The organism is Streptomyces sp. NPDC024687 (genome assembly GCF_055559055.1).
This window is the reverse complement of the sequence record NZ_JBVHLJ010000002.1, coordinates 940,317-961,232: the sequence shown is the minus strand read 5'-3', so window position 1 is coordinate 961,232 and position 20,916 is coordinate 940,317. Positions and strand designations below refer to the sequence as shown.

17 protein-coding genes and 1 pseudogene are annotated in these 20,916 nt (G+C 70.3%); 12 read left to right on the top strand and 6 right to left on the bottom strand.

The genetic code is table 11. The features are described 5' to 3' along the window. Positions 1-40: 40 nt before the first annotated feature. Entirely contained in the window at positions 41-1,132 is a 1,092-nt protein-coding gene (locus ACZ39I_RS11140; protein ID WP_467244223.1) for a carbohydrate kinase family protein, read from the bottom strand. A gap of 127 nt (positions 1,133-1,259) precedes the next feature. On the opposite strand from ACZ39I_RS11140, the gene ACZ39I_RS11135 reads away from it, so the two are divergent. The 4 genes and pseudogenes from ACZ39I_RS11135 to ACZ39I_RS11120 form a co-directional block, all read left to right on the top strand. After that, positions 1,260-2,024 (top strand): DeoR/GlpR family DNA-binding transcription regulator, encoded by a 765-nt coding sequence (locus ACZ39I_RS11135; RefSeq protein ID WP_467244376.1) that lies wholly within the window; start codon positions 1,260-1,262, stop codon positions 2,022-2,024. Positions 2,025-2,238: 214 nt separating this feature from the next. Then, entirely contained in the window at positions 2,239-3,576 is a 1,338-nt protein-coding gene (locus ACZ39I_RS11130; RefSeq protein ID WP_467244222.1) for a 6-phospho-beta-glucosidase, read from the top strand. A 76-nt stretch (positions 3,577-3,652) separates the two neighbouring features. Beyond that, positions 3,653-6,700, top strand: coding sequence for an alpha-mannosidase (locus ACZ39I_RS11125; protein WP_467244221.1), 3,048 nt, complete (start codon positions 3,653-3,655; stop codon positions 6,698-6,700). Between the two features lie 3 nt (positions 6,701-6,703). Then, a pseudogene (locus ACZ39I_RS11120) lies at positions 6,704-7,945 on the top strand (alpha-L-fucosidase); the annotation flags it as partial. Between the two features lie 74 nt (positions 7,946-8,019). On the opposite strand, the gene ACZ39I_RS11115 reads toward ACZ39I_RS11120, so the two are convergent. Continuing rightward, complete coding sequence (locus ACZ39I_RS11115; RefSeq protein ID WP_467244219.1) at positions 8,020-9,699, bottom strand: carbohydrate binding domain-containing protein; 1,680 nt, start codon at positions 9,697-9,699, stop codon at positions 8,020-8,022. Positions 9,700-9,846: 147 nt separating this feature from the next. Continuing rightward, a complete protein-coding gene (locus ACZ39I_RS11110; RefSeq protein WP_467244218.1) occupies positions 9,847-10,983 on the bottom strand; it encodes an ATP-grasp domain-containing protein in 1,137 nt (378 codons plus the stop codon). Positions 10,984-11,246: 263 nt separating this feature from the next. Between ACZ39I_RS11110 and ACZ39I_RS11105 the strand changes: the two genes are divergently transcribed. Both ACZ39I_RS11105 and ACZ39I_RS11100 read left to right on the top strand, forming a co-directional pair. Then, positions 11,247-12,107, top strand: a complete 861-nt coding sequence (locus ACZ39I_RS11105) for a metallophosphoesterase family protein (RefSeq protein WP_467244217.1) — start codon at positions 11,247-11,249, stop codon at positions 12,105-12,107. Further along, complete coding sequence (locus ACZ39I_RS11100; protein WP_467244215.1) at positions 12,104-12,784, top strand: 4'-phosphopantetheinyl transferase family protein; 681 nt, start codon at positions 12,104-12,106, stop codon at positions 12,782-12,784. Before ACZ39I_RS11105 ends, ACZ39I_RS11100 begins: the two co-directional genes overlap by 4 nt. 22 nt (positions 12,785-12,806) lie before the next feature. Here the strand turns inward: ACZ39I_RS11100 and ACZ39I_RS11095 are convergent, their stop codons facing one another. After that, positions 12,807-13,046 carry a hypothetical protein gene (locus tag ACZ39I_RS11095; protein ID WP_467244214.1) on the bottom strand — a complete coding sequence of 80 codons (240 nt, stop codon included), beginning with the start codon at positions 13,044-13,046 and terminating at the stop codon, positions 12,807-12,809. 243 nt (positions 13,047-13,289) lie between these two features. On the opposite strand from ACZ39I_RS11095, the gene ACZ39I_RS11090 reads away from it, so the two are divergent. Further along, the gene (locus tag ACZ39I_RS11090) at positions 13,290-14,288 is read left to right on the top strand and encodes an alpha/beta fold hydrolase (RefSeq protein WP_467244213.1); all 999 of its coding nucleotides are present in this window, start codon (positions 13,290-13,292) and stop codon (positions 14,286-14,288) included. 14 nt (positions 14,289-14,302) lie between these two features. Here the strand turns inward: ACZ39I_RS11090 and ACZ39I_RS11085 are convergent, their stop codons facing one another. Together ACZ39I_RS11085 and ACZ39I_RS11080 are read right to left on the bottom strand one after the other, a co-directional pair. Further along, a complete protein-coding gene (locus tag ACZ39I_RS11085; protein ID WP_467244375.1) occupies positions 14,303-14,833 on the bottom strand; it encodes a toxin-antitoxin system, toxin component in 531 nt (176 codons plus the stop codon). A gap of 32 nt (positions 14,834-14,865) precedes the next feature. After that, a complete protein-coding gene (locus tag ACZ39I_RS11080; RefSeq protein WP_467244211.1) occupies positions 14,866-15,522 on the bottom strand; it encodes a helix-turn-helix domain-containing protein in 657 nt (218 codons plus the stop codon). 224 nt (positions 15,523-15,746) lie between these two features. Here ACZ39I_RS11080 and ACZ39I_RS11075 point away from each other — a divergent pair, with 224 nt between their 5' ends. The 5 genes from ACZ39I_RS11075 (at position 15,747) to ACZ39I_RS11055 (ending at position 20,916) form a co-directional block, all read left to right on the top strand. After that, complete coding sequence (locus ACZ39I_RS11075) at positions 15,747-16,397, top strand: MmyB family transcriptional regulator (RefSeq protein ID WP_467244209.1); 651 nt, start codon at positions 15,747-15,749, stop codon at positions 16,395-16,397. Positions 16,398-16,529: 132 nt separating this feature from the next. Next, positions 16,530-17,525 carry a LacI family DNA-binding transcriptional regulator gene (locus ACZ39I_RS11070; RefSeq protein WP_467244208.1) on the top strand — a complete coding sequence of 332 codons (996 nt, stop codon included), beginning with the start codon at positions 16,530-16,532 and terminating at the stop codon, positions 17,523-17,525. 226 nt (positions 17,526-17,751) lie between these two features. After that, positions 17,752-19,098 (top strand): ABC transporter substrate-binding protein, encoded by a 1,347-nt coding sequence (locus tag ACZ39I_RS11065; protein WP_467244206.1) that lies wholly within the window; start codon positions 17,752-17,754, stop codon positions 19,096-19,098. Between the two features lie 4 nt (positions 19,099-19,102). Continuing rightward, complete coding sequence (locus ACZ39I_RS11060; RefSeq protein ID WP_467244205.1) at positions 19,103-20,059, top strand: carbohydrate ABC transporter permease; 957 nt, start codon at positions 19,103-19,105, stop codon at positions 20,057-20,059. Further along, the gene (locus tag ACZ39I_RS11055; protein ID WP_467244204.1) at positions 20,056-20,916 is read left to right on the top strand and encodes a carbohydrate ABC transporter permease; all 861 of its coding nucleotides are present in this window, start codon (positions 20,056-20,058) and stop codon (positions 20,914-20,916) included. The genes ACZ39I_RS11060 and ACZ39I_RS11055 overlap by 4 nt, the downstream gene beginning before the upstream one ends.

The following is a 20,916-nucleotide window of genomic DNA, read 5'->3' as shown; positions in this document are numbered from 1 at the left end:
TCGGGACGTGCATGTGAGGGGGCTCGTGGGGGCTTGCGGATCAGTGCTGCCGTGCGGTGTCGGGTGGGAGCACGGGGGAGTGCTCGGGTGAGAGGCGGGCCGGCGGCGCGACCGGTGCCGGCCTGGCCGGCGGGGTGACCGGCGCGTGGTGCACCGGCGGGCCCACGTCCGCGGGGATGCGGTCGGCCAGGAAGCCGTACGCGCGCTTCAGAGCGGGGTCCGTCAGCGAGCGCCACCACCGGTCCACTCCGTACCAGCCCGGGGCCGCCAGGGCCCCGCCGTGATGCCGTACGGACAGACCGGCGGCGAGGACGGCGAACCGGAGCCGTTCCTCCAGCGGCCAGCCGCCGAGCGAGGCCGCGACGAAGCTCGCGCCGAACACGTCACCGGCGCCCGTGGCGTCGAGGACGTCGACGGGCAGGGCCGGGACGTCCGCGTACTCGCCGGTGACCTGGTCGACGGCGACCGCGCCGTCCCCGCCCCGGGTGACCACGGCCACCGGGACCAGTTCGGAGAGCGTGCCGAGGGCCGCGACCGCGCTGTCGGTGCGGGTGTAGGCCATCGCCTCGCCCTCGTTGGGCAGGAAGGCGTGGCACAGGGCCAGCTGGTCGAGGAGGTCGGTGGACCACACCTGGGTGGGGTCCCAGCCGACGTCCGCGTAGATGTGCGTGCCGTTCGCGGCGGCCTTGGAGAGCCAGGCGCGCGGCTCGGCCTCCAGGTGGACGAGGGCCGTGCGCGCCTCGGGCGGGTCGCCCATCAGCGTGTCCTGGGAGTACGGCGGTTCCTGGCCGTGGGTGACCAGGGCACGGTCGTCACCGTGGGCGAGCGCGACGGTGACCGGGGTGTGCCAGCCCTCCGCGATCCGCGAGAGCGAGAGGTCGACACCCTCCTGACCCGCGAGGATCTCCTGGCAGTGGGCGCCGTAGAAGTCGTCGCCGAAGACCGTGGCCAGTGAGGTGCGCAGGCCGAAGCGGGACGCTGCGACCGCCAGGTTGGCGATGCCGCCGGGGCCGCAGCCCATACCGGCCGTCCAGATCTCCTCACCCGGAGTCGGCGGCTTTCCCAGACCCGTCAGGACGAGGTCGTAGAAGAGCAGCCCGGTCAGCAGCACCTCGGGCCGGTCGTCGTCCACGTGAGTGCCTCTCGTCAAAACTCGTCAATTTCGATGACGGGAATCGTGCGCCGCTCGACGAGATTGGTCAATACCCAAGCAGAACTGAGCATAGAAATGATTGAAGATGACGAGTAGTGTTCACGGTGTGCTGGCTGAACGACGACACCAACTCATCCTGCGGGCCCTGCGCTCCGGCGGCCCCGCGGCTGTGACCGACCTCTCCGAGCAGCTCGGTGTGAGCCCCGCCACCATCCGGCGTGACCTCGTCAAGCTGGAGGAGGACGGGCTGCTCACCCGGGTGCACGGCGGCGCGCGCGCCGAGGAGGGCGATCAGCCCTTCGCCGAGGTCGCCGAGGTCAGGGTGGCCGAGAAGGACGCCATAGCCGCCCGCGCCGCGGCGCTGGTCCAGGACGGCCAGTCCGTGCTGCTCGACATCGGCACCACCGCCTACCGGCTGGCCCGGCAGCTGCACGGCCGCCGGCTCACCGTGATCACCAGCAACCTGGTGGTCTACGAGGAGCTCGCCGACGACGAGGGCATCGAGCTGGTGCTGCTCGGCGGGATGGTCCGCCGCGAGTACCGCTCCCTGGTCGGCTTCCTCACCGAGGACAACCTGCGCCAGCTGCACTCCGACTGGCTCTTCCTCGGCACCAGTGGAGTGCGCCCGGGCGGGCAGGTGATGGACACGACGGTCGTGGAGGTGCCGGTGAAACGGGCGATGATCAAGGCGAGCGAAAAGGTCGTCCTGCTCGCCGACACCGCCAAGTTCCCGGGCACGGGCATGGCGAAGGTCTGCGGTCCCGAGGCCCTGGACGTGGTGGTGACGAACGCGCCGGTCGACGCGGTGACCCGGTCCTCCCTGGAGGAGGCGGGCGTCGAGGTGGTCCTGGCAGGAAAGGCTCAAGCTTGAATCCGCGCCCCCGGAATCGAAGGAGATCCCTGGCTCACGCCGCCCGACCGCTCAGTGGGCGCCCGGGTCGTATGCGACCGACAGTGGCCGGGTCGACGCCGGCCCGGGTTCTCGGAGCAAGTGCAAGGAGGCAGCGCGTGCCCGGTTCTCGCGACGCGCTGTCCGGAGATGATTCGTCCCAGCCTGAACGCCGGGGCATTTTTGGAGGCACCCGGTGAAACTGACGATTCTTGGCGGCGGCGGCTTCCGGGTCCCGCTCGTGTACGGGGCGCTGCTGACGGACCGCGCGGAGGGCCGGGTGACCGAGGTCGTCCTGCACGACCTGGACGACCGAAGGCTCTCCGCGGTGACCCGGGTGCTCGCCGAGCAGGCGGCACGAGTCCCGGACGCCCCCACGGTGACCGCCACCACCGACCTCGACGAGGCCCTGCGCGGCGCCGACTTCATCTTCTCGGCGATCCGCGTCGGCGGCCTGGAAGGGCGTGCCGACGACGAGCGGGTGGCCCTCGCCGAGGGCGTCCTCGGCCAGGAGACGGTCGGCGCGGGTGGCATCGCCTACGGCCTGCGCACGGTCCCGGTCGCCGTGGACATCGCCCGGCGCGTGGCCCGCCTCGCCCCCGACGCCTGGGTCATCAACTTCACCAACCCGGCGGGCCTGGTCACCGAGGCCATGTCCCGCCACCTCGGCGACCGCGTCATCGGCATCTGCGACTCCCCGGTCGGCCTCGGCCGCCGTATCGCGCGCGTGCTCGGCGCCAATCCCAACGAGGCCTGGATCGACTACGTCGGCCTCAACCACCTCGGTTGGGTCCGGGGCCTGAAGATCGCCGGCCGGGACGAGCTCCCGCGCCTGCTCGCCGACCCCGACCTGCTGGGCTCCTTCGAGGAGGGCAAGCTCTTCGGCGTCGACTGGCTCCGGTCGCTCGGCGCGATCCCCAACGAGTACCTGCACTACTACTACTTCAACCGCGAGGCCGTCCGCTCCTACCAGCAGGCCGAGAAGACCCGCGGCGCCTTCCTCGCCGACCAGCAGGCACGGTTCTACGACGAGGTCGGCGCGCCCGGCGCCAAGGCGCTGGACGTCTGGGACCGCACGCGTGCCGAGCGCGAGGCCACCTACATGTCCGAGAACCGGGAGACGGCCGGCGCCGGCGAACGCGACGCCGACGACCTCTCCGGCGGCTACGAGAAGGTCGCCCTCGCCCTGATGCGGGCCATCGCCCGCGACGAGCGCGCCACCCTGATCCTCAACGTCCGCAACCAGGGCACGCTCTCCGTGCTCGACCACGACGCCGTCATCGAGGTGCCCTGCCTCGTCGACGCCAACGGCGCCCACCCCGTCTCCGTAGCCCCGCTGCCCGACCACGCCACCGGCCTGGTCTGCTCGGTCAAGGCGGTCGAGCGCGAGGTGCTGGCCGCCGCCGAGTCCGCCTCGCGCACGACCGCGGTGAAGGCCTTCGCGCTGCACCCGCTGGTCGACTCCGTCAATGTCGCCCGCAAGCTGGTCGAGGGCTACACCTCGGTGCATCCGGGGCTCGCGTACCTTAAGTAGCGTCTCTTTCTGGAAAGCGCTTTCCCCGCGCTCCCCGGCCCCACCAGCTCGCCCTCTCCCTCCCTGGAGACCCTTCATGCACGACGAACGCCGCCGCATCGAGGAGCGCGTCCAGCGCGCCCACGACCAGCGCATCAAGCCCGCGATCTACGCGGCCACCGTCCCGTTCGAGGTCGAGGCCTGGCAGGCGCCGGGCGAACCGGTCTCCTTCGAGGAGGCCGCGGCCGCCCGCTACACGCCCTTCGCGATGGACACCCCGTGGGGTCCGCCCTGGGGCACCACCTGGTTCCGGATGCGCGGCCGGGTGCCCGCCGAGTGGGCCGGCAAGCGCGTCGAGGCCGTCATCGACCTCGGCTTCGTGGGTGACTGGCCCGGTAACCAGGCCGAGGCCCTGGTCCACCTGGCCGACGGCCGCCCTCTGAAGGCCGTCAACCCGCTCAACCAGTACGTCCCCATCGCCAATCCGGCGAACGGCGGCGAGGAGATCGACTACCTGGTCGAGGCCGCCTCCAACCCGGACATCCTCAAGGACAACTTCTCCAAGGTCACGCCGATGGGCGACAAGCTCACGGCCGGCTCCGCGCCCCTCTACACCTTCCAGCACGCCGACCTCGCGGTCCTCGACGAGGAGGTCTTCCACCTCGACCTGGACCTCCAGGTGCTGCGCGAGCTCATGGTCCACCTCGCCGAGCACGAGCCCCGCCGCCACGAGATCCTGCACGCCCTGGACCGGGCCATGGACGCCCTCGACCTGGACGACGTCTCCGGCAGCGCGGCGGCGGTCCGCGAGGTCCTCGCGCCGGTGCTGGCCAAGCCCGCCCACGCCAGCGCCCACACCATCTCCGGTGTCGGCCACGCCCACATCGACTCCGCGTGGCTGTGGCCCATCCGCGAGACCAAGCGCAAGACGTCCCGCACCTTCTCCAACGTCACCGCGCTCGCCGACGAGTACGACGACTTCATCTTCGCCTGCTCCCAGGCCCAGCAGTACGAGTGGGTCCGCGACAACTACCCGCACGTCTGGGCCCGTATCCAGGAGTCCGTGAAGAAGGGCCAGTGGGCCCCCGTCGGCGGCATGTGGGTCGAGGCGGACGGCAACCTGCCCGGCGGCGAGGCCATCGCCCGCCAGCTCATCCACGGCAAGCGGTTCTTCATCGAGCACTTCGGCGTCGAGACCAAGGGCGTCTGGCTGCCGGACTCCTTCGGCTACACCGCCGCCTACCCGCAGCTCGCCAAGCTGGCCGGCAACGACTGGTTCCTCACCCAGAAGATCTCCTGGAACCAGACCAACAAGTTCCCCCACCACACCTTCTGGTGGGAGGGCATCGACGGCACCCGCATCTTCACCCACTTCCCGCCCATCGACACCTACAACGCCCGCTTCAGCGGCGAGGAGATGGACCGCGCGGTCCGCAACTACTCGGAGAAGGGCGGCGGTTCACGCTCGCTGGCCCCCTTCGGCTGGGGCGACGGCGGTGGCGGCCCGACCCGCGAGATCATGGAACGGGCCCGGCGCCTCGCCGACCTGGAGGGCTCGCCCAAGGTCGTCGTCGAGCACCCCGACGAGTTCTTCGCCCAGGCCCGCGCCGAGTACCCGGACGCCCCGGTCTGGGTCGGCGAGCTCTACCTGGAGCTGCACCGCGCCACCTACACCTCCCAGGCCCGCACCAAGCAGGGCAACCGCCGCTCCGAGCACAAGCTGCGCGAGGCCGAGCTGTGGGCGACCACGGCCGCGCTGCACGCGCCGGGCTACTCCTACCCGTACGAGAAGCTCGACCGGCTGTGGAAGACGGTCCTGCTGCACCAGTTCCACGACATCCTGCCGGGCTCCTCGATCGCCTGGGTGCACCGCGAGGCGGAGGCCGAATACGCGCGCGTGGCCGAGGAGTTGGAGACGCTGACGGCCGAGGCGGTGGCCGCGCTGGGGGCCGGTGCCACGCGGGTCTTCAACACCAGCCCGTTCGACCGGGCCGAGGTGGTCCGCACCTCCGAGGGCGCTCTCGCGTACGTCGAGGTGCCCGCGAGCGGCAGCGCGCCGCTGACCGGGGCGGAGCCCGCCCGGCCCGTGAAGGCCGAGGGCCGCGTCCTCGACAACGGCCTGGTGCGCGTGGAGGTGGCGGAGGACGGCACGCTGTCGTCCGTCCTCGACCTGCGGGCCGGCCGGGAGGTGCTGGGCGACAAGGGCAACCTGCTCCGCCTGCACACCGACCTCCCGAACTACTGGGACGCCTGGGACATCGACAAGCACTACAACAACCGGTACACGGATCTCCTGGAGCCCACCTCGGTCGAGGTCGTCTCCGAGGACCCGCTGCTGGGCGCGATCCGCGTGACCCGGTCCTTCGGCAAGGGCTCGACGATCACCCAGACCATCACCGTGCGTGCCGGCAGTCCCCGGATCGACTTCGAGACCGACATCGACTGGCACGAGGCCGAGAAGATCCTCAAGGCGGCCTTCCCGATCGACGTCCGGGCCGCGCACTCCTCGGCGGAGATCCAGTTCGGCCACGTCCAGCGGCCCACGCACACCAACACCAGCTGGGAGGCGGCCCGTTTCGAGGTCTCCGGCCACCGCTGGGTGCACGTCGGCGAACCGGGCTACGGCGTCGCCGTGATCAACGACTCCACCTACGGCCACGACGTCTCCCGTACGGTCCGTGAGGACGGCGGTACGACGACCACGGTCCGGCTCAGCCTGGTCCGCGCCCCGCGCATCCCGGACCCGGAGGCAGACCAGGGCAGGCACCGCTTCACCTACGCGCTGCTGCCCGGCGCGAGCATCGAGGACACCGTCGCCGAGGGCTACTCCCTCAACCTCCCGCTCCGGGTGGCGGACGCGGCCGGTGCCCCCGAGCCGGTCGTCTCGGTCGACGGCCAGGGCGTGACCGTCGAGGCGGTCAAGCTCGCCGACGACGGCTCCGGTGACGTCGTGGTCCGTCTCTACGAGTCGGGCGGCGGCCGCGCCCAGGGTGTGCTGCGCACCGGGTTCCCGCTGGCCGGCGCCCAGGTCACCGACCTGCTGGAGCGCCCGCTGGAGGACGAGAGGGCCGAGGTCACAGGCGGCGGGGTGCGGGTCTCGCTGCGCCCCTTCCAGGTGCTGACGCTCCGGCTGAGCAGGGGCTGACCCGTGCCGATGCAACCGTGGTTCACCGACGCCAAGTTGGGGATCTTCGTCCACTGGGGCATCTACGCCGTGAACGGCGTCCAGGAGTCCTGGTCGTTCTACGACGACATCGTCCCGCACGATCAGTACATGTCCCAGCTGGAGCGCTTCACGGGGGCGAAGTACGACCCCCGCGCGTGGGCCGACCTGTTCGCACGCGCGGGCGCGAAGTACGCGGTGCTGACGAGCCGTCACCATGACGGAGTGGCCCTGTGGGACACGGAGTTCGGCGACCTGAACCTCGGCAGGGACTACCTCGGTCCCTACGCCGAGGCGCTGCGGGACAAGGGCCTGAAGGTCGGCCTGTACTACTCGCACTCCGACTGGAACCACCCCGACTACGCCTCCACGCGCAAGCCGGGCCGCCCGCCGGAGCAGGAGGACAACCGCTACTCCGAGGTCGCCGCCGAGGACGAGGACCTGGCGGCCTGGGAGCGGTTCATCGCCTACCGGGACGGCCAGGTCCGGGAGCTCGCCTCCCACTACCGGCCCGACCTGATGTGGTTCGACGGCGAGTGGGAGCGCAGCGAGGAGCAGTGGCGCATCCCCGAACTCGCCGCGCTCATACGGTCGTACGTGCCGGACGTCGTCTTCAACGCGCGCATGCTCGGCGAGGGCGACTACGCCACCCCCGAACAGGGCGCTCCCATCGAACCGCCCGACGGTCCATGGGAGCTGTGCCTGACGATCAACGACTCCTGGGGGTACCGGCACGAGGACCACCACCACAAGTCGCTCGCCCAGCTGATCCGCTACTTCACCGAGACCATCGGCGGGGGCGGCAATCTGCTGCTCGACGTCGGCCCGATGGAGGACGGCACCATCCCGGAGCCTCAGGTGGAGCGCCTGGAGGGTCTGGGGGAGTGGATCCGCAAGCACTCCGAGGCGGTGTACGGGACCGTGCGCGGGCTGCCCGCCGGGCACCACTACGGGCCGAGCACGCTCTCCGCGGACGGCCGCACGCTCTACCTGGTGCTCTACGACGCACCCCGCGCCGAAGTGGGCCTGAAGGGCCTGGTCACACCGGTCCGCAGGGTCACGGTCCTGGGCACCGGCAGGGAACTGGGCCACCAGGTGGTCGGCGGACTCCACGAGGCCGTGGGCATCGTGTGGATCGACCCGCCCGCCGAGGCCGACCTCGATCCGTACGCCACGGTGCTCAAGGTGGAACTGGACGGGCAACTGGAGCTGTACCGGGGGGGCGGGTCGGCCCTGACGGCGATGCCGGGCCACGGCGGGTTCTCGGCCCGCTGTGGCCCGGCATCGACAAGGGACCGGGTTCAGCCGGTGAAGCCGGCCGTGATCGAGGTGAACTGCCAGGTGCTCTGGCTGATGCCGGAGCAGTTGCTGACGACTCCGCCGCCCGGGCACGGCCGGTCGCGGTTGACCGACCAGAAGGCGAGCCGGGCGAGGTGATGGGAGTTCGCCCAGTCACGGATCTGGGTCCAGATCGCCGGGGTCGTGTTCTCCTGCTGGTCGGAGAGGCCGTTCATACCGGAGATGCCGATGTGGGCGTACGCGGTGGCGTCGTCCCAGCCGAAGGTGGACTTCAGCTTGGCCTTCAGCCCCTCCGTGGCGTTCACGGTGCTGCCGTACATGTCGGAGCCGCCGCCGAAGTCGAACGGCATGATGGTGAAGACGTCGATGTTCGCGCCCAGCGACTGCGCCTGCTCGATGAGCCGGTTGCCGTAGTAGGTCGGGCCGGTGGTCGAGGTGCCGAAGGTGACGATGGTCTTCAGGCCGGGGTTGTTGGCTTTGACCGTCTTCAGTGCGGTCAGGATCCTCGCCTGCACGGCCTCGTTCTCGAACTCGTCGCTGTTCTCGATGTCCATGTCGATCGCCTTGAGCGAGTAGGTGTCGATCACCTTCTGGAGGGCGGCCGCCAGCGCGCTCGCGGAGGAGCAGTTGGCACCGAGCTTGCTGCCCTGCCAGCCGCCGAACGACGGCACGATGTCACCGCCGGCGGCACGGATCTGGTTGATGGCACTCTGGTCGATACCGCCGGTCAACGGCCGGCTGCCGTCCCAGGCGGGGTTGCAGCCACCGGAGTCCAGCATGAACGCCATCGTGAACCACTTGACGCCGGTCGCGCTCATCACCGTGCTCGGGTTCGGCGGATCGCCCCAGCCCTCGTACAGATACGGCGCGGCCTGCTTGAAGCCGGTGCCGCCCCCGCCGCCCGCGTCGGTCGTCACGCTCACCGAGTTGGATGCCCCGGAGGTGTTCCCGGCCGCGTCGCGCGCCTTGACGGTGAAGGTGTACGCCGTGCTGGGCGAGAGACCGCTGACGGTGGCTGACGTACCGGAGACGGCGAGGATGTTGTTGGAGCCGCTGTAGATGTCGTAGGCCGTGACGCCCACGTTGTCCGTCGAGGCGTTCCACTTCAGGGACACGCTGGACGACGTCTTGCCCGTGGAGGCGAGCCCGGTCGGCGCGCTCGGCGCCTGCGTGTCCGAACCGCCCCCGCCGCCGGGCCCGTCGAGGCTGATGTCGTCGGCGTAGTAGGTGCCCTGGGCGTACCAGCCGTGGACGTAGATCGTGGCGCTGGTCTGCGCGGCGCCGGTGGTGAAGTTCGTGGTGAGCTGGCTGTACGCCGACGGGGAGCTCGTCCACGTGGAGGCGCCGCCGTTCACGCCGAGGTAGACGTAGGAGCCGCGGACCCAGCCGCTGAGCGAGTAGGCCGTGTTCGGCCGGACGGCGACGGTCTGGCTGCACTGCGCGTTGTCGCTCGAACTCACCGCGCCCTGAAGGGCCTTGGAGCCCCCGTGCACGGGAGAGGAGACGACCGAACCGAGGTTTCCGGTGCAGGTCCAGGGGGAGAGACTGCCCGATTCGAAGCCTGGGTTGGTCAGGATGTTGGCCGCCTGAGCCGTGCCGGGCAGAGCGAGGGCACCGACGAATGCCAGTGCGGCGGAGCCGAGGAGGGCGACGAGTCTGGAACGTCTGAGTGGGTTGCGCACGCGATCTCCCTGAAGAAATGGGGGTGTTCGGGAGTGCAGAGAGCTGCAGGGGAGTGCAGCGGGGTGCGCAACCAAGTTGGTATGGACCAATCGACCTGTCAAGATGAGCGGCAGGATTGGTCCATACCGGTGGGGGTGAAGGGCAACCTAGAGCGGCAGTACCTGACCCGCTGCCTGGACGACAACGGGCTCAGCGGCCGCAGCCGCAGGCGCGGGCACCGCGGGCAGCGGCTCGGAAATCTCCCGCTGACCCGGAATCGTCACCGGCCGCAGCTGCCGAACCCCCGACACCACCGTGTAGTCCTGTCCCAGGAACGGCGGCTCGATCACTCCGGTGTCCTCCCCGAGCGCCAACTGCACCGCGGCCCACGGCACGTTGACCCCGCACAGGGACAGCTGGTGCAACCCGCCCGCCGGGCGCGTGTTCACATCCATCAGCACCGGCCGGTCGTCCAGCATCCGGAACTGGATGTTGGAGAGATAGTGCAGCCCGAACCCCTCGGCGACCAGCCGCGCAGGCTCCAGCCACTGTTCGTCCTGCGTGAACCCGCGACGCCGCCCGTTCTTCGTGCGGCCGATCGCCAGCCGCACCCGGTTGTCCGGCCCGGTGAGCGTGTCCACGGACACCTCCGGCTGCTCGAGACGCGGCATGACCAGCCAGTCCACCTGTTCCCCGGACTGGTCCAGCGCCTCGACGACCATGTCGAGCGACACGTACGGGCCCGGGAATCCGTTGAGCTGCGCGAGGGAGAAGGGGGCGCGCGTGATGATCCGGAAGCCCACCCCGCCCGCGCCGGACGCGGGCTTGAAGCAGGCCTTGTGGCCGTCGGCCTCCAGCTTCTCGACGGCCGTGACCAGCTCGTCCGCGGTCCGCACCCGCCACCACGGCGGCACCGGAACACCGACCGCCTGGACCGCCTCGTAGGCGATCACCTTGTCGTGGAAGACGGCGACGGCCTCCGGCGGCGGCGCGAGCAGTGCCGTACCGAGCGCGGCGAAGTCGGCGCGGTGGGCGACGATCGCCGCCTGCTGCAGCCGGGGCACGAACACGTCGATGCCCCGCTTGTGGCACTGGTCGAGCGCGTACTCGACGTAGGCGGCGGGGGACAGCCCCTCCGGCTCCAGCTCGGCGGTGTCCGCCGCCGCCAGCACGGGTGAGTCGGCGTCCGCGTGCGTCGCATGGATCTCGACGGCTCTGTCGCTGGGATTTCTCCGCAGCTGATCCATGAAGAACACGTTCTCCGCGTACGTGCGGTTGAGCCAGACGCGTACGCGAGAGTGCATTCAGGCCGCCTTTCGGGGTTTTCGGGCAGGGCGAAGCGGGCCCGTGCCCGGGCAGGGTGATTGGAGGGACACCAAACCGCCCCTTGCGAAGGGAGGTACGTGCGGTGGTGTTGGGGCGATCATACGGCTTTCAAGGGGGCACGCGTGCAACGCCCGTGTTACGGAATTCCCGATCATGAAGCGCCACCGCCCCGGCCCGCTCTTGTACCGGGAAAACAAATGTGTTCTCGTGGTCCCACTCGGGTGCTCGGAGGGGGCGAGAGGTGACGTCTACGGCCGGTGACGCGGCACAGCTTCTGGCCGTCAGCGACCTGCACATCGGCTATCCCGAGAACCGCCGGCTCGTCGAGGAGATGCGCCCCGGCACCGACGACGACTGGCTCCTGGTGGCCGGTGACGTCGCCGAGACCGTCGCCGACGTCCGCTGGGCCCTCGAGACCCTCGCCGGCCGCTTCCGCCAGGTCGTCTGGGCCCCCGGCAACCACGAACTGTGGACCCACCCGAAGGACACCGTCACGCTGCGCGGGGTTGCCCGCTACGAGCACCTCGTCGAGATGTGCCGGGAGCTCGGCGTCCTCACCCCCGAGGACCCCTACCCGGTCTGGGACGGCCCCGGCGGCCCCGTCGCCGTAGCCCCGCTGTTCCTGCTGTACGACTACTCCTTCCTGCCCGCCGGCTGCACCACCAAGGAGCAGGGCCTGGAGTACGCGCACGGCACCGGCATCGTCTGCAACGACGAGTTCCTGCTGCACCCCGACCCCTACCCGTCCCGCGAGGCCTGGTGCCGGGCCCGGGTCGCCGAGACCGAGCGCAGGCTCGCCGCGCTCCCCGACGACCTGCCCACGGTCCTGGTCAACCACTACCCGCTGGACCGGCACCCGACGGACGTCCTGTGGTACCCCGAGTTCGCGATGTGGTGCGGCACCACGCTGACCGCCGACTGGCACCGCAGGTTCCGCGTCGAGACCATGGTCTACGGCCATCTGCACATCCCGCGGACCACCTGGCACGAGGGCGTCCGCTTCGAGGAGGTGTCGGTGGGCTATCCGCGGGAGTGGCGCAAGCGGGCCGAGCCGCCGGGACGGCTGCGCCGGATCGTGCCCGGGGAGGTCGGCGCGCTGTGATCGAGGAACTCCTGCCGGACTCGGTGGTGGCCGTCGAGGTCCACGGCCACGACGAGCCGGAGAACGCCGTGCTGTACCCCGAGGAAGCCGCGCTCGTCGCGCTCGCCGTCCCCAAGCGCCGCCGTGAGTTCGCCGTGGTGCGGGCCTGCGCCCGCAGTGCCATGGAGAAGCTCGGGGTGCCGCCGCAGCCGGTGCTGCCCGGCGAACGCGGCGCCCCGCGATGGCCGGCCGGACTCACCGGCAGCATGACCCACTGCGACGGTTACTGCGCCGCCGCCCTGGTCCGCGCCGCCGACCTCGCCTCCCTCGGCATCGACGCCGAACCCCACGGGCCGCTCCCGGAGGACGTGCTGGAGGGCGTCTCCCTGCCGGGGGAGCGGGTCCGGCTGCGGGAACTCGCCCGGGCGCACCCCCTGGTCCACTGGGACCGGCTGCTGTTCAGCGCCAAGGAGTCCGTCTACAAGGCGTGGTTCCCGCTCACCGGCAAGTGGCTGGACTTCTCCGAGGCCGACATAGAGATCCTGGTCGACCCCGCACAGCCCGCCGGTGGCGCTCTGCGAGCCGAACTCCTCGTCCCCGGCCCCCTGGTGGGCGGCGAGCGGCGCGGCGTCTTCGAGGGCCGCTGGACGGTCCGGGCCGGCTTGGTGGCCACGTCGGTGACCGTGCCGCACGCCTGAGCGCACGGCGCGGCTCGTACGTCTAGGACTCCGGCGGACACCAGCTCTGCAGCAGCCTGAAGAAGGCCTCCTCGTTGCCCGCGAGGCCCGCGTCCGCCAAGGCGTGTTCGGCCTCGGCGAGGACCGCCGGCGGGACGACCGGCGGCCAGGCGGTGTCGGGTGGGCCGGCCGCGGTGTCGAAGGCGGCTCGGACCGTGTGCAGCAGCCGCAGATACGCCTGGACGGCGGTGCGCTCACGGTCGGTCAGTACGGCGGTGGGCATCGGCGGCTCTCCCCAAGTCGGCGTCGGTCGCACCCCCGGACGGGGCACGTCGGTCGCACCCCGCACGGGCGTGCATCTCCAGCTTGCCGTCCCCCACTGACAATCCGGTTTCCGCGCCCCTTCGTTCGCCCGCTTAGCGGAGGCGAAACCTCACCGAAATCACCGTGCGGAAAGCGGCCCTACGCTGGGAGGAAGGGCTTTCGGCCGACTTGATCCGCGGCCAGGAGAACGGGAGGCGAGCACATGGTCGACGACCCGCGGCGACGCCCGGCGCGCACCGTCCGGCTGCGCTCGGTCGGCGACGGCGAACTGGAGTTGCGGCACCGCATGGTGCACGGATACCGCCGTGCCTTCCGCATGGCGGGTGAGGGACCGCCGCTCGTCCTCATCCACGGCATCGGCGACTCCTCGGCGACCTGGGCCGAACTCATTCCCGACCTCGCCCGCACCCACACCGTGATCGCCCCCGACCTGCTCGGCCACGGCGACTCCGACAAGCCGCGCGCCGACTACTCGGTGGCCGCGTACGCCAACGGCGTGCGTGATCTGCTCACCACCCTCGGCATCGAGTCGGCCACCCTGGTCGGGCACTCCCTGGGCGGGGGAGTGGCCATGCAGTTCGCCTACCAGTTCCCCGAGCGCACCGAGCGGCTCATCCTGGTCAGCGCGGGCGGTGTGGGCCGTGAGGTCAACCCCGTGCTGCGGCTGGTGTCCCTGCCCGGCGCCCACCTCATGCTGTCCTCGCTGCGGCTGCCCGGCATGCGACTCCAACTGGGCCTCGCGATCCGTCTGATGAGGCTCCTGGACACCGACCTCGGCCAGGACGCCCCGGACCTGCTGAACCTCGTCGACGCGCTCCCCGACGAGACCTCCCGCAACGCCTTCATCCGCACCCTGCGCGCGGTCGTCGACTGGCGCGGACAGGTCGTCACCATGCTCGACCGCTGCTATCTCACCGAGGGCATGCCGACCCTGCTGGTGTGGGGCGACCGGGACAGCGTGGTGCCCGTGCGGCACGCCTTCGGGGCGCACGAGGCGATGCCCGGCAGCCGTCTGGAGATCTTCGAGGGTGCGGGACACTTCCCCTTCCACACCGACCCCGCCCGTTTCGTCTCCCTGGTCGAGGAGTTCACCGCCACCACGGCCCCGGCGGACTGGAGCAGGGACCACTGGAGGGAGCTGTTGCGTGAGGGCGGTCCGGGGAGTGTGCTGAGGGAGGCCGGCGAGCGCAGCGCGACGTGACCTTCGCCGAACTCTCAGCCCTGCGGCCCCAGATACCCCAGCGACACCTCGATCCGTCCCGCCAGATGGTCCCGCTGCGCCGGCCCGCGCAGCGGCGAACCCGCCAGCCACGTCCGGCACTTGCTGGCCAGCAGCAGCCCGAAGCTCTCCGCCTCCCGCTCGTCGTCGAGGTCGAAGCGGCTGCGCGCGGCGACCTTGCGGACCGTGGCGTGGAGGTCGGCGTCGTCATGGAGGAGGCGGGCGGCGACCGCGGCGCCCTCGACGTGGTGGGAGCAGTGGCCGGCGTTCATGTGCCACAGCTCGTGGCCGAGGATGACCAACTGGTGGTCGGGCGCGGTGCGTTCCTCGATCACGACCAGGTCCTGGTCGGCCATGTCGAGCCACAGTCCGCTGGCCGTGCCGGGCGGGAAGGGCGCGGTACGGAAGTGGACCGGGCGGCCCCGGCGTCTGCTCATCGCGTTGCACAGGGCGCCGTAGAGGTCCTCGGGCCGTGCCGGGGCGTCGAGTTCCAGCTCCGCCACCAACTCGCCGCTCAGGCGGCGCATGTGCTTACCGATGCCCACAGTTGTCTCCCGGATCAGGACTCGGGCCGCTTGACGCTCTCCAGGAGCATGTCCAGCCACTCGGCGACCTTGTCACGGTGCTGGTCGGTGGGCAGCTGCGCGGCCCGCCAGGCGATCCCGCGGACGCCGTGGTCCTGCAGCAGCCGCTCCAGCGGGTCGCGGGCGGCCGCCGCGGCCGCCCGCTCACGGTCGGCGAGTTTGTGCAGGAGCTCCTGTTCGGTGTGCTGCAGGGCACCCGCGAGCGCCTCGGGGTCCTCCGCCGTGAGGAATCCGGCGTGCACGCGGAAGAACCGCTGGATGGCGTCGCAGTGCTCCATGGTGGGGCGCCGGTCGCCGTTGATGAGGGCGCCCGCCTGCTGCCGGGACATGCCCGCGCCGTCGGCGATCTCCTGCTGGGTGTACTTGCGCCCGTTGGGCTTCAGCCGGGTGCGGCGCAGCAGGTCGAGCCGCTGCAGGAACCGTGCCTGGACGTCGGGCTCACCCGCCGGGCGCCCGCTCAGCAGGGCCTTGACCACGGGTTCGGGGACGCCGGAGGCGACGGACAGCCGGCCGGTGTCGAAGACCTGGGCGTGCGGCACGCCGAGCCGGTCGGCGAGTGCGCCGACGCGGGCGACGACGGCCGTCAGCACGACTGTTGCCGCGTCGTCCGGGCTCTCGAAGCCATCCGACACCGACAGATCTCCTACGTCTCTCACCCGACTTCTCACAGGCGGTCGCCGTGAACTTCCCGGAGAGTAGCTCGTTGTTCGAACTCACATCCAGGTGTCGCCACAACTGTGGCCAATTTCAGCCGTCAACCGCCACGGAATGCCACGATAGTTGACACGACTTGTTCCGGAGAAGCAGGATCAAGGCGCCGCGTGAAGGCCGCATAGGCAAGAGGGGTGACCTCCCGATGGCATATCAGGCAGGTGGGCAGCGGTCGGAACTGCGGCCCGTCCCCGAGGGGCTCGAAGCCCAGGCATACCTTCAGGACTACGCCACGCTCCTGGAAGCCGTCGCTTTCCCGTCCGTCGTCCTCGACCACCGCTGGGACGTCGTTCTCGCCAACACCGCTTTCGCGTCACTTTTCCGTGCCGTGGGTCCGCATCCGACGGCCATGCCGGGGGACAACTTCCTCCGGTTCGTCCTCTTCCACCCCGACGCCGGCAGCGTCCTCGGCGAGCACGAGTCGCGGTGGTGTCTGCCGATGCTCGCGCACTTCGCGGCCGCGGTGGAGCGGCACGGTCATGACCACGGCCTCCAGGCGATCCGCCGGGACATCGCCCAGGACCCGATCATGGACGCCGCCTACCGGCACGGCCTGCCGCACTGGATCCGCGCGGTCGGCGAGCGGGCCGTGGAGCATGACGGCTCCGTACGCCCCCTGGTGCACCCCGACCCCCGTTGGGGCGCCACCGACTGCCGGGTCGTCGACGAGACCCCGCGCACCCTGCGCGAGCTGGGCTACACGCGTCTGACGCTGGTGCTGCGCCCGACTCCCACCAGGCGCCGCCCGCGGCGCACGGCGGCCCACCTCACGGTGGTGCCCACCCCCGAGGCCTGACGGGCACCGTCGGCGTTCAGGTCGCCGACGGCGCCTGGTCAGTAGTCACCGACGCTTTGAGTAGTCACTGACGCCCGTGGTCACTGACGCATTACGCAAGTCACTTGCATTTCTTGCGCTATTCTTGCGCGCATGACGCGACGACTTGCCGAGGTTGCCAAGAAGGTCGGGGTCAGCGAGGCCACGGTCAGCCGGGTGCTCAACGGCAAACCGGGGGTCTCCGAGGGCACCCGGCAGGCCGTGCTGTCCGCGCTGGACGTGCTCGGATACGAGCGGCCCACCCAGTTGCGCGGTGAGCGGGCCCGGCTCGTGGGGCTGGTGCTGCCGGAGCTCCAGAACCCGATCTTCCCGGCGTTCGCCGAGGTCATCGGTGGTGCCCTGGCCCAGCTCGGGCTGACGCCGGTGCTGTGCACGCAGACCAAGGGTGGGGTTTCCGAGGCCGATTACGTGGATCTTCTGCTGCAGCAGCAGGTCTCCGGTGTCGTCTTCGCCGGCGGGCTCTTCGCCCAGGCGGACGCGCCCCACGACCACTACCGGCGGCTCGCCGACCGGAACATCCCGGTGGTGCTGGTCAACGCGTCCATCGACGACCTCGGTTTCCCGGGCGTGTCCTGCGATGACGCGGTCGCCGTCGAACAGGCCTGGCGGCATCTCGCCTCCCTGGGGCACGAGCGGATCGGGCTGGTGCTGGGACCCGCGGACCACATCCCGTCGGCGCGGAAGCTCGCCGCCGCACAGGGGGTCGGTGAGCTGCCCGATGAGCGGATCGCGCGGGCCATGTTCTCCATCGAGGGCGGGCACGCGGCGGCCGCCCGGCTCATCGACCGCGGGGTCACCGGCTTCATCTGCGCCAGCGACCCCCTCGCGCTCGGCGCCATCCGGGCCGCCCGCCGCAAGGGCCTCGACGTGCCCGGCCAGGTGTCGGTCGTCGGCTACGACGACTCCGCCCTGATGAACTGCACCGAACCCCCGCTGACCACAGTCCGCCAGCCCATCGAGGCCATGGGCCGAGCCGCCGTCGAGCTGCTGAACGCGCAGATCGGCGGGAGTGCCGTACCGCCCGAGGAACTGCTCTTCGAGCCCGAACTGGTGGTCCGGGGCTCCACCGCGCAAGCCCCTCGCGACTGAACGGCCATGTCCACCAGGACCTCGCAGCCGACGCCCACCGCGGCTGCCGACGCGGCCTCGTCCGGCCGGTCGACCGCGCCACGGCCGCGCGCTCGGTGATCGACTCTCTCTTCATCGCTCATCGCCCTGTCGAATAATTTCAAATTCTGCGCGACATCTTGCGGACAGTTGTCGGCGGTGCTTGAGTGTGCGGCGCCCACCGCTCCTGCCCACGAGGGGTCCACCGATGAGAAGCACCGGGTACCGCCGTACCGTCGCCGCGCTCAGTGTCTGTTCGCTTGCCCTGGTCGTCTCCGCCTGCGGATCGGACGACGACACGGCGAGCGGCAAGACCCGCATCACGGTCAACTGCATGCCGCCCAAGAGCGCCAAGGTCGATCGGCGGTTCTTCGAGCAGGACATCGCGTCCTTCGAGAAGCAGCACCCGGACATCGACGTCGTCGCGCACGACGCCTTCCCCTGCCAGGACCCCAAGACCTTCGACGCCAAGCTCGCCGGCGGGCAGATGGAGGACGTCTTCTACACGTACTTCACCGACGCCAAGCACGTCGTGGACATCAACCAGGCCGCCGATCTCACCGCGTATGTCAAGGAGTTGAAGAGCTACGGCACCCTCCAGCAGCAACTCCGCGACATCTACACCGTCGACGGGAAGATCTACGGCATCCCGCGCACCGGCTACTCGATGGGCCTGATCTACAACAAGAAGCTCTTCGAGAAGGCCGGCCTCGACCCCGACCAACCCCCGGCCAGCTGGGAGGAGTTGCGCGCCGCCGCCAAGAAGATCGCCGCACTCGGTGACGGCACCGTCGGATACGCCGACTACAGCGCCCAGAACCAGGGCGGCTGGCACTTCACGGCCGAGCTGTACTCCCAGGGCGGCGACGTCGTCAGCGCCGACGGCAAGAAGGCCACCGTCGACACCCTCGAGGGCCACGCGGTCCTGCAGAACCTCCACGACATGCGCTGGACCGACGCTTCCATGGGCAGCAAGCAGCTGCTCGTCATCAACGACGTCCAGCAGATGATGGGCTCGGGCAAGCTCGGCATGTACCTCTCCGCCCCGGACAACATCCCGATCCTGGTCAAGGAGAAGGGCGGCAACTACAAGGACCTCGCCCTCGCACCCATGCCCGGCGGCAAGGGCACGCTCATCGGCGGCGACGGCTACATGGTCAACAAGAAGGCGAGCCCCGACCAGATCCGGGCAGCCCTGCAGTGGCTCGACCACATGTTCCTCACCCCCGGCGCCGGCTTCCTCGGCGACTACGCCCGCGCCAAGAAGGCCGACGGCCCGGTCGGCCTGCCGGAACCGCGCCTGTTCACCGGCGCCGCCGACGCCAAGGACCAGCAGGTCAAGAAGGCCAACGCCAATGTGCCCGTGGAGAACTACCAGGCCTTCCTCGACGGCAACCAGAGCCTGCGGATGAAGATCGAGCCGCCGAACGCGCAGCAGATCTACTCCGTCCTCGACAGTGCCGTCTCCGCCGTCCTCACGAAGAAGGACGCCGACATCGACCAGCTCCTCAAGGACGCCTCGACCAAGATCGACGGCATCCTGGCCCGGAGCTGACCCCATGAAGACGGTGGACAGCCCGCCCCGCGCGGCCATCGCCGCACTCCCGATCCAGGCGCCGCCTCCCGCAGGGGACCGGAGGCGGCGCCGCCTCGCCGACCAGGTGCGCGCCTACGGCTTCCTCCTCGGCGGACTGCTCTGCTTCGCGCTCTTCTCCTGGTACCCGGCGATCCGCGCCGTCGTGATCGCCTTCCAGAAGTACACGCCGGGCTCCGAGCCGGAATGGGTCGGCACCGCCAACTTCACCCGCGTCTGGCACGACCCGGAGTTCACCGCCGCCTGGCGCAACACCCTCACCTTCACCCTGCTGGCCCTGCTCATCGGCTTCGCGATCCCCTTCGTCATGGCGCTGGTGCTCAATGAGCTGAGACATGCGAAGGCGTTCTTCCGGGTGGTCGTCTACCTGCCCGTCATGATCCCGCCGGTGGTCAGCGCCCTGCTCTGGAAGTGGTTCTACGACCCCGGAGCCGGCCTCGCCAACGAGGCGCTGCGCCTTGTGCACCTGCCCACCTCGAACTGGTCCAACGGCGCCGACACCGCGCTCGTCTCCCTGGTGATCGTGGCGACCTGGGCCAATTTGGGCGGCACGGTCCTGATCTACCTGGCCGCCCTCCAGTCGATCCCCGGCGAGCTGTACGAGGCCGCCGAACTGGATGGCGCCGGGCTCCTCCAGCGCATCCGGTATGTGACGGTCCCTCAGACCCGGTTCGTCATCCTCATGCTGATGCTCCTTCAGATCATCGCGACCATGCAGGTGTTCACCGAGCCGTTCGTGATCACAGGCGGCGGTCCGGAGAACGCCACGGTCACCGTCCTCTACCTGATCTACAAGTACGCCTTCCTCTACAACGACTTCGGCGGCGCCTGCGCCCTGAGCGTGATGCTCCTGGTGCTGCTGGGCGCCTTCTCCGCCGTCTACCTGCGGCTGACCCGGTCCGGAGAGGGGGAGCTCGCATGAGCACCCGCACCCTGATCTCCCCGGCGACGCTCGCCCGCCCGCGCGGCAGGGCCCTGTACTGGAGCGTCTTCACCACGGTCGTCGTGCTCTTCGCGCTCGCGTTCCTCTTCCCCGTCTACTGGATGCTCACCGGGGCGATGAAGTCGCCGGACGAGGTGACGCGCACGCCGCCCACCCTCGTCCCCGAACAGTGGCACCTCGACGGCTACACCGACGCCTGGGACCTCATGCAGCTCCCGCAGCACCTGTGGAACACGGTGGTCCAGGCCGCCGGCGCCTGGGCGTTCCAGCTGGTCCTGTGCACGGCCGCCGCCTACGCCCTGTCCCGGCTCAGGCCCGTCTTCGGCAAGGTGGTCCTCGGCGGCATCCTCGCCACACTGATGGTCCCGGCCCAGGCCCTGGTCGTACCGAAGTACCTGACCGTGGCGGACCTGGGACTGCTGAACGACCCCCTGGCCATCTGGCTGCCGGCCGTCGCCAACGCCTTCAACCTGTACCTGCTCAAGCGGTTCTTCGACCAGCTCCCGCGCGATGTGCTGGAGGCTGGCGAGATCGACGGCGCCGGAAGGCTGCGCACCCTGTGGTCGATCGTGCTGCCCATGTCACGGCCGGTCCTCGGGGTGGTGTCGATCTTCGCCCTGGTCGCCGTCTGGCAGGACTTCCTGTGGCCGCTGATGGTCTTCTCCGACACCGACAAGCAGCCCATCAGCGTGGCACTCGTCCAGCTGTCGCAGAACATCCAACTGACCGTGCTCATCGCCGCGATGGTGATCGCCAGCATCCCGATGGTCGTCCTGTTCCTCGTCTTCCAGCGGCACATCGTCGCCGGGATCGGCGCGGGCAGCACGAAGGGCTGA

Excerpts from the sequence above, each read along its gene's own strand:
- ACZ39I_RS11090 (WP_467244213.1), top strand. The coding sequence starts at position 13,290 with ATGGTCGACGACCCGCGGCGACGCCCGGCGCGCACCGTCCGGCTGCGC.
- ACZ39I_RS11095 (WP_467244214.1), bottom strand. The coding sequence starts at position 13,046 with ATGCCCACCGCCGTACTGACCGACCGTGAGCGCACCGCCGTCCAGGCG.
- ACZ39I_RS11075 (WP_467244209.1), top strand. The coding sequence starts at position 15,747 with ATGGCATATCAGGCAGGTGGGCAGCGGTCGGAACTGCGGCCCGTCCCC.
- ACZ39I_RS11085 (WP_467244375.1), bottom strand. The coding sequence starts at position 14,833 with ATGCGCCGCCTGAGCGGCGAGTTGGTGGCGGAGCTGGAACTCGACGCC.
- ACZ39I_RS11055 (WP_467244204.1), top strand. The coding sequence starts at position 20,056 with ATGAGCACCCGCACCCTGATCTCCCCGGCGACGCTCGCCCGCCCGCGC.
- ACZ39I_RS11070 (WP_467244208.1), top strand. The coding sequence starts at position 16,530 with ATGACGCGACGACTTGCCGAGGTTGCCAAGAAGGTCGGGGTCAGCGAG.
- ACZ39I_RS11110 (WP_467244218.1), bottom strand. The coding sequence starts at position 10,983 with ATGCACTCTCGCGTACGCGTCTGGCTCAACCGCACGTACGCGGAGAAC.
- ACZ39I_RS11060 (WP_467244205.1), top strand. The coding sequence starts at position 19,103 with ATGAAGACGGTGGACAGCCCGCCCCGCGCGGCCATCGCCGCACTCCCG.
- ACZ39I_RS11065 (WP_467244206.1), top strand. The coding sequence starts at position 17,752 with ATGAGAAGCACCGGGTACCGCCGTACCGTCGCCGCGCTCAGTGTCTGT.
- ACZ39I_RS11125 (WP_467244221.1), top strand. The coding sequence starts at position 3,653 with ATGCACGACGAACGCCGCCGCATCGAGGAGCGCGTCCAGCGCGCCCAC.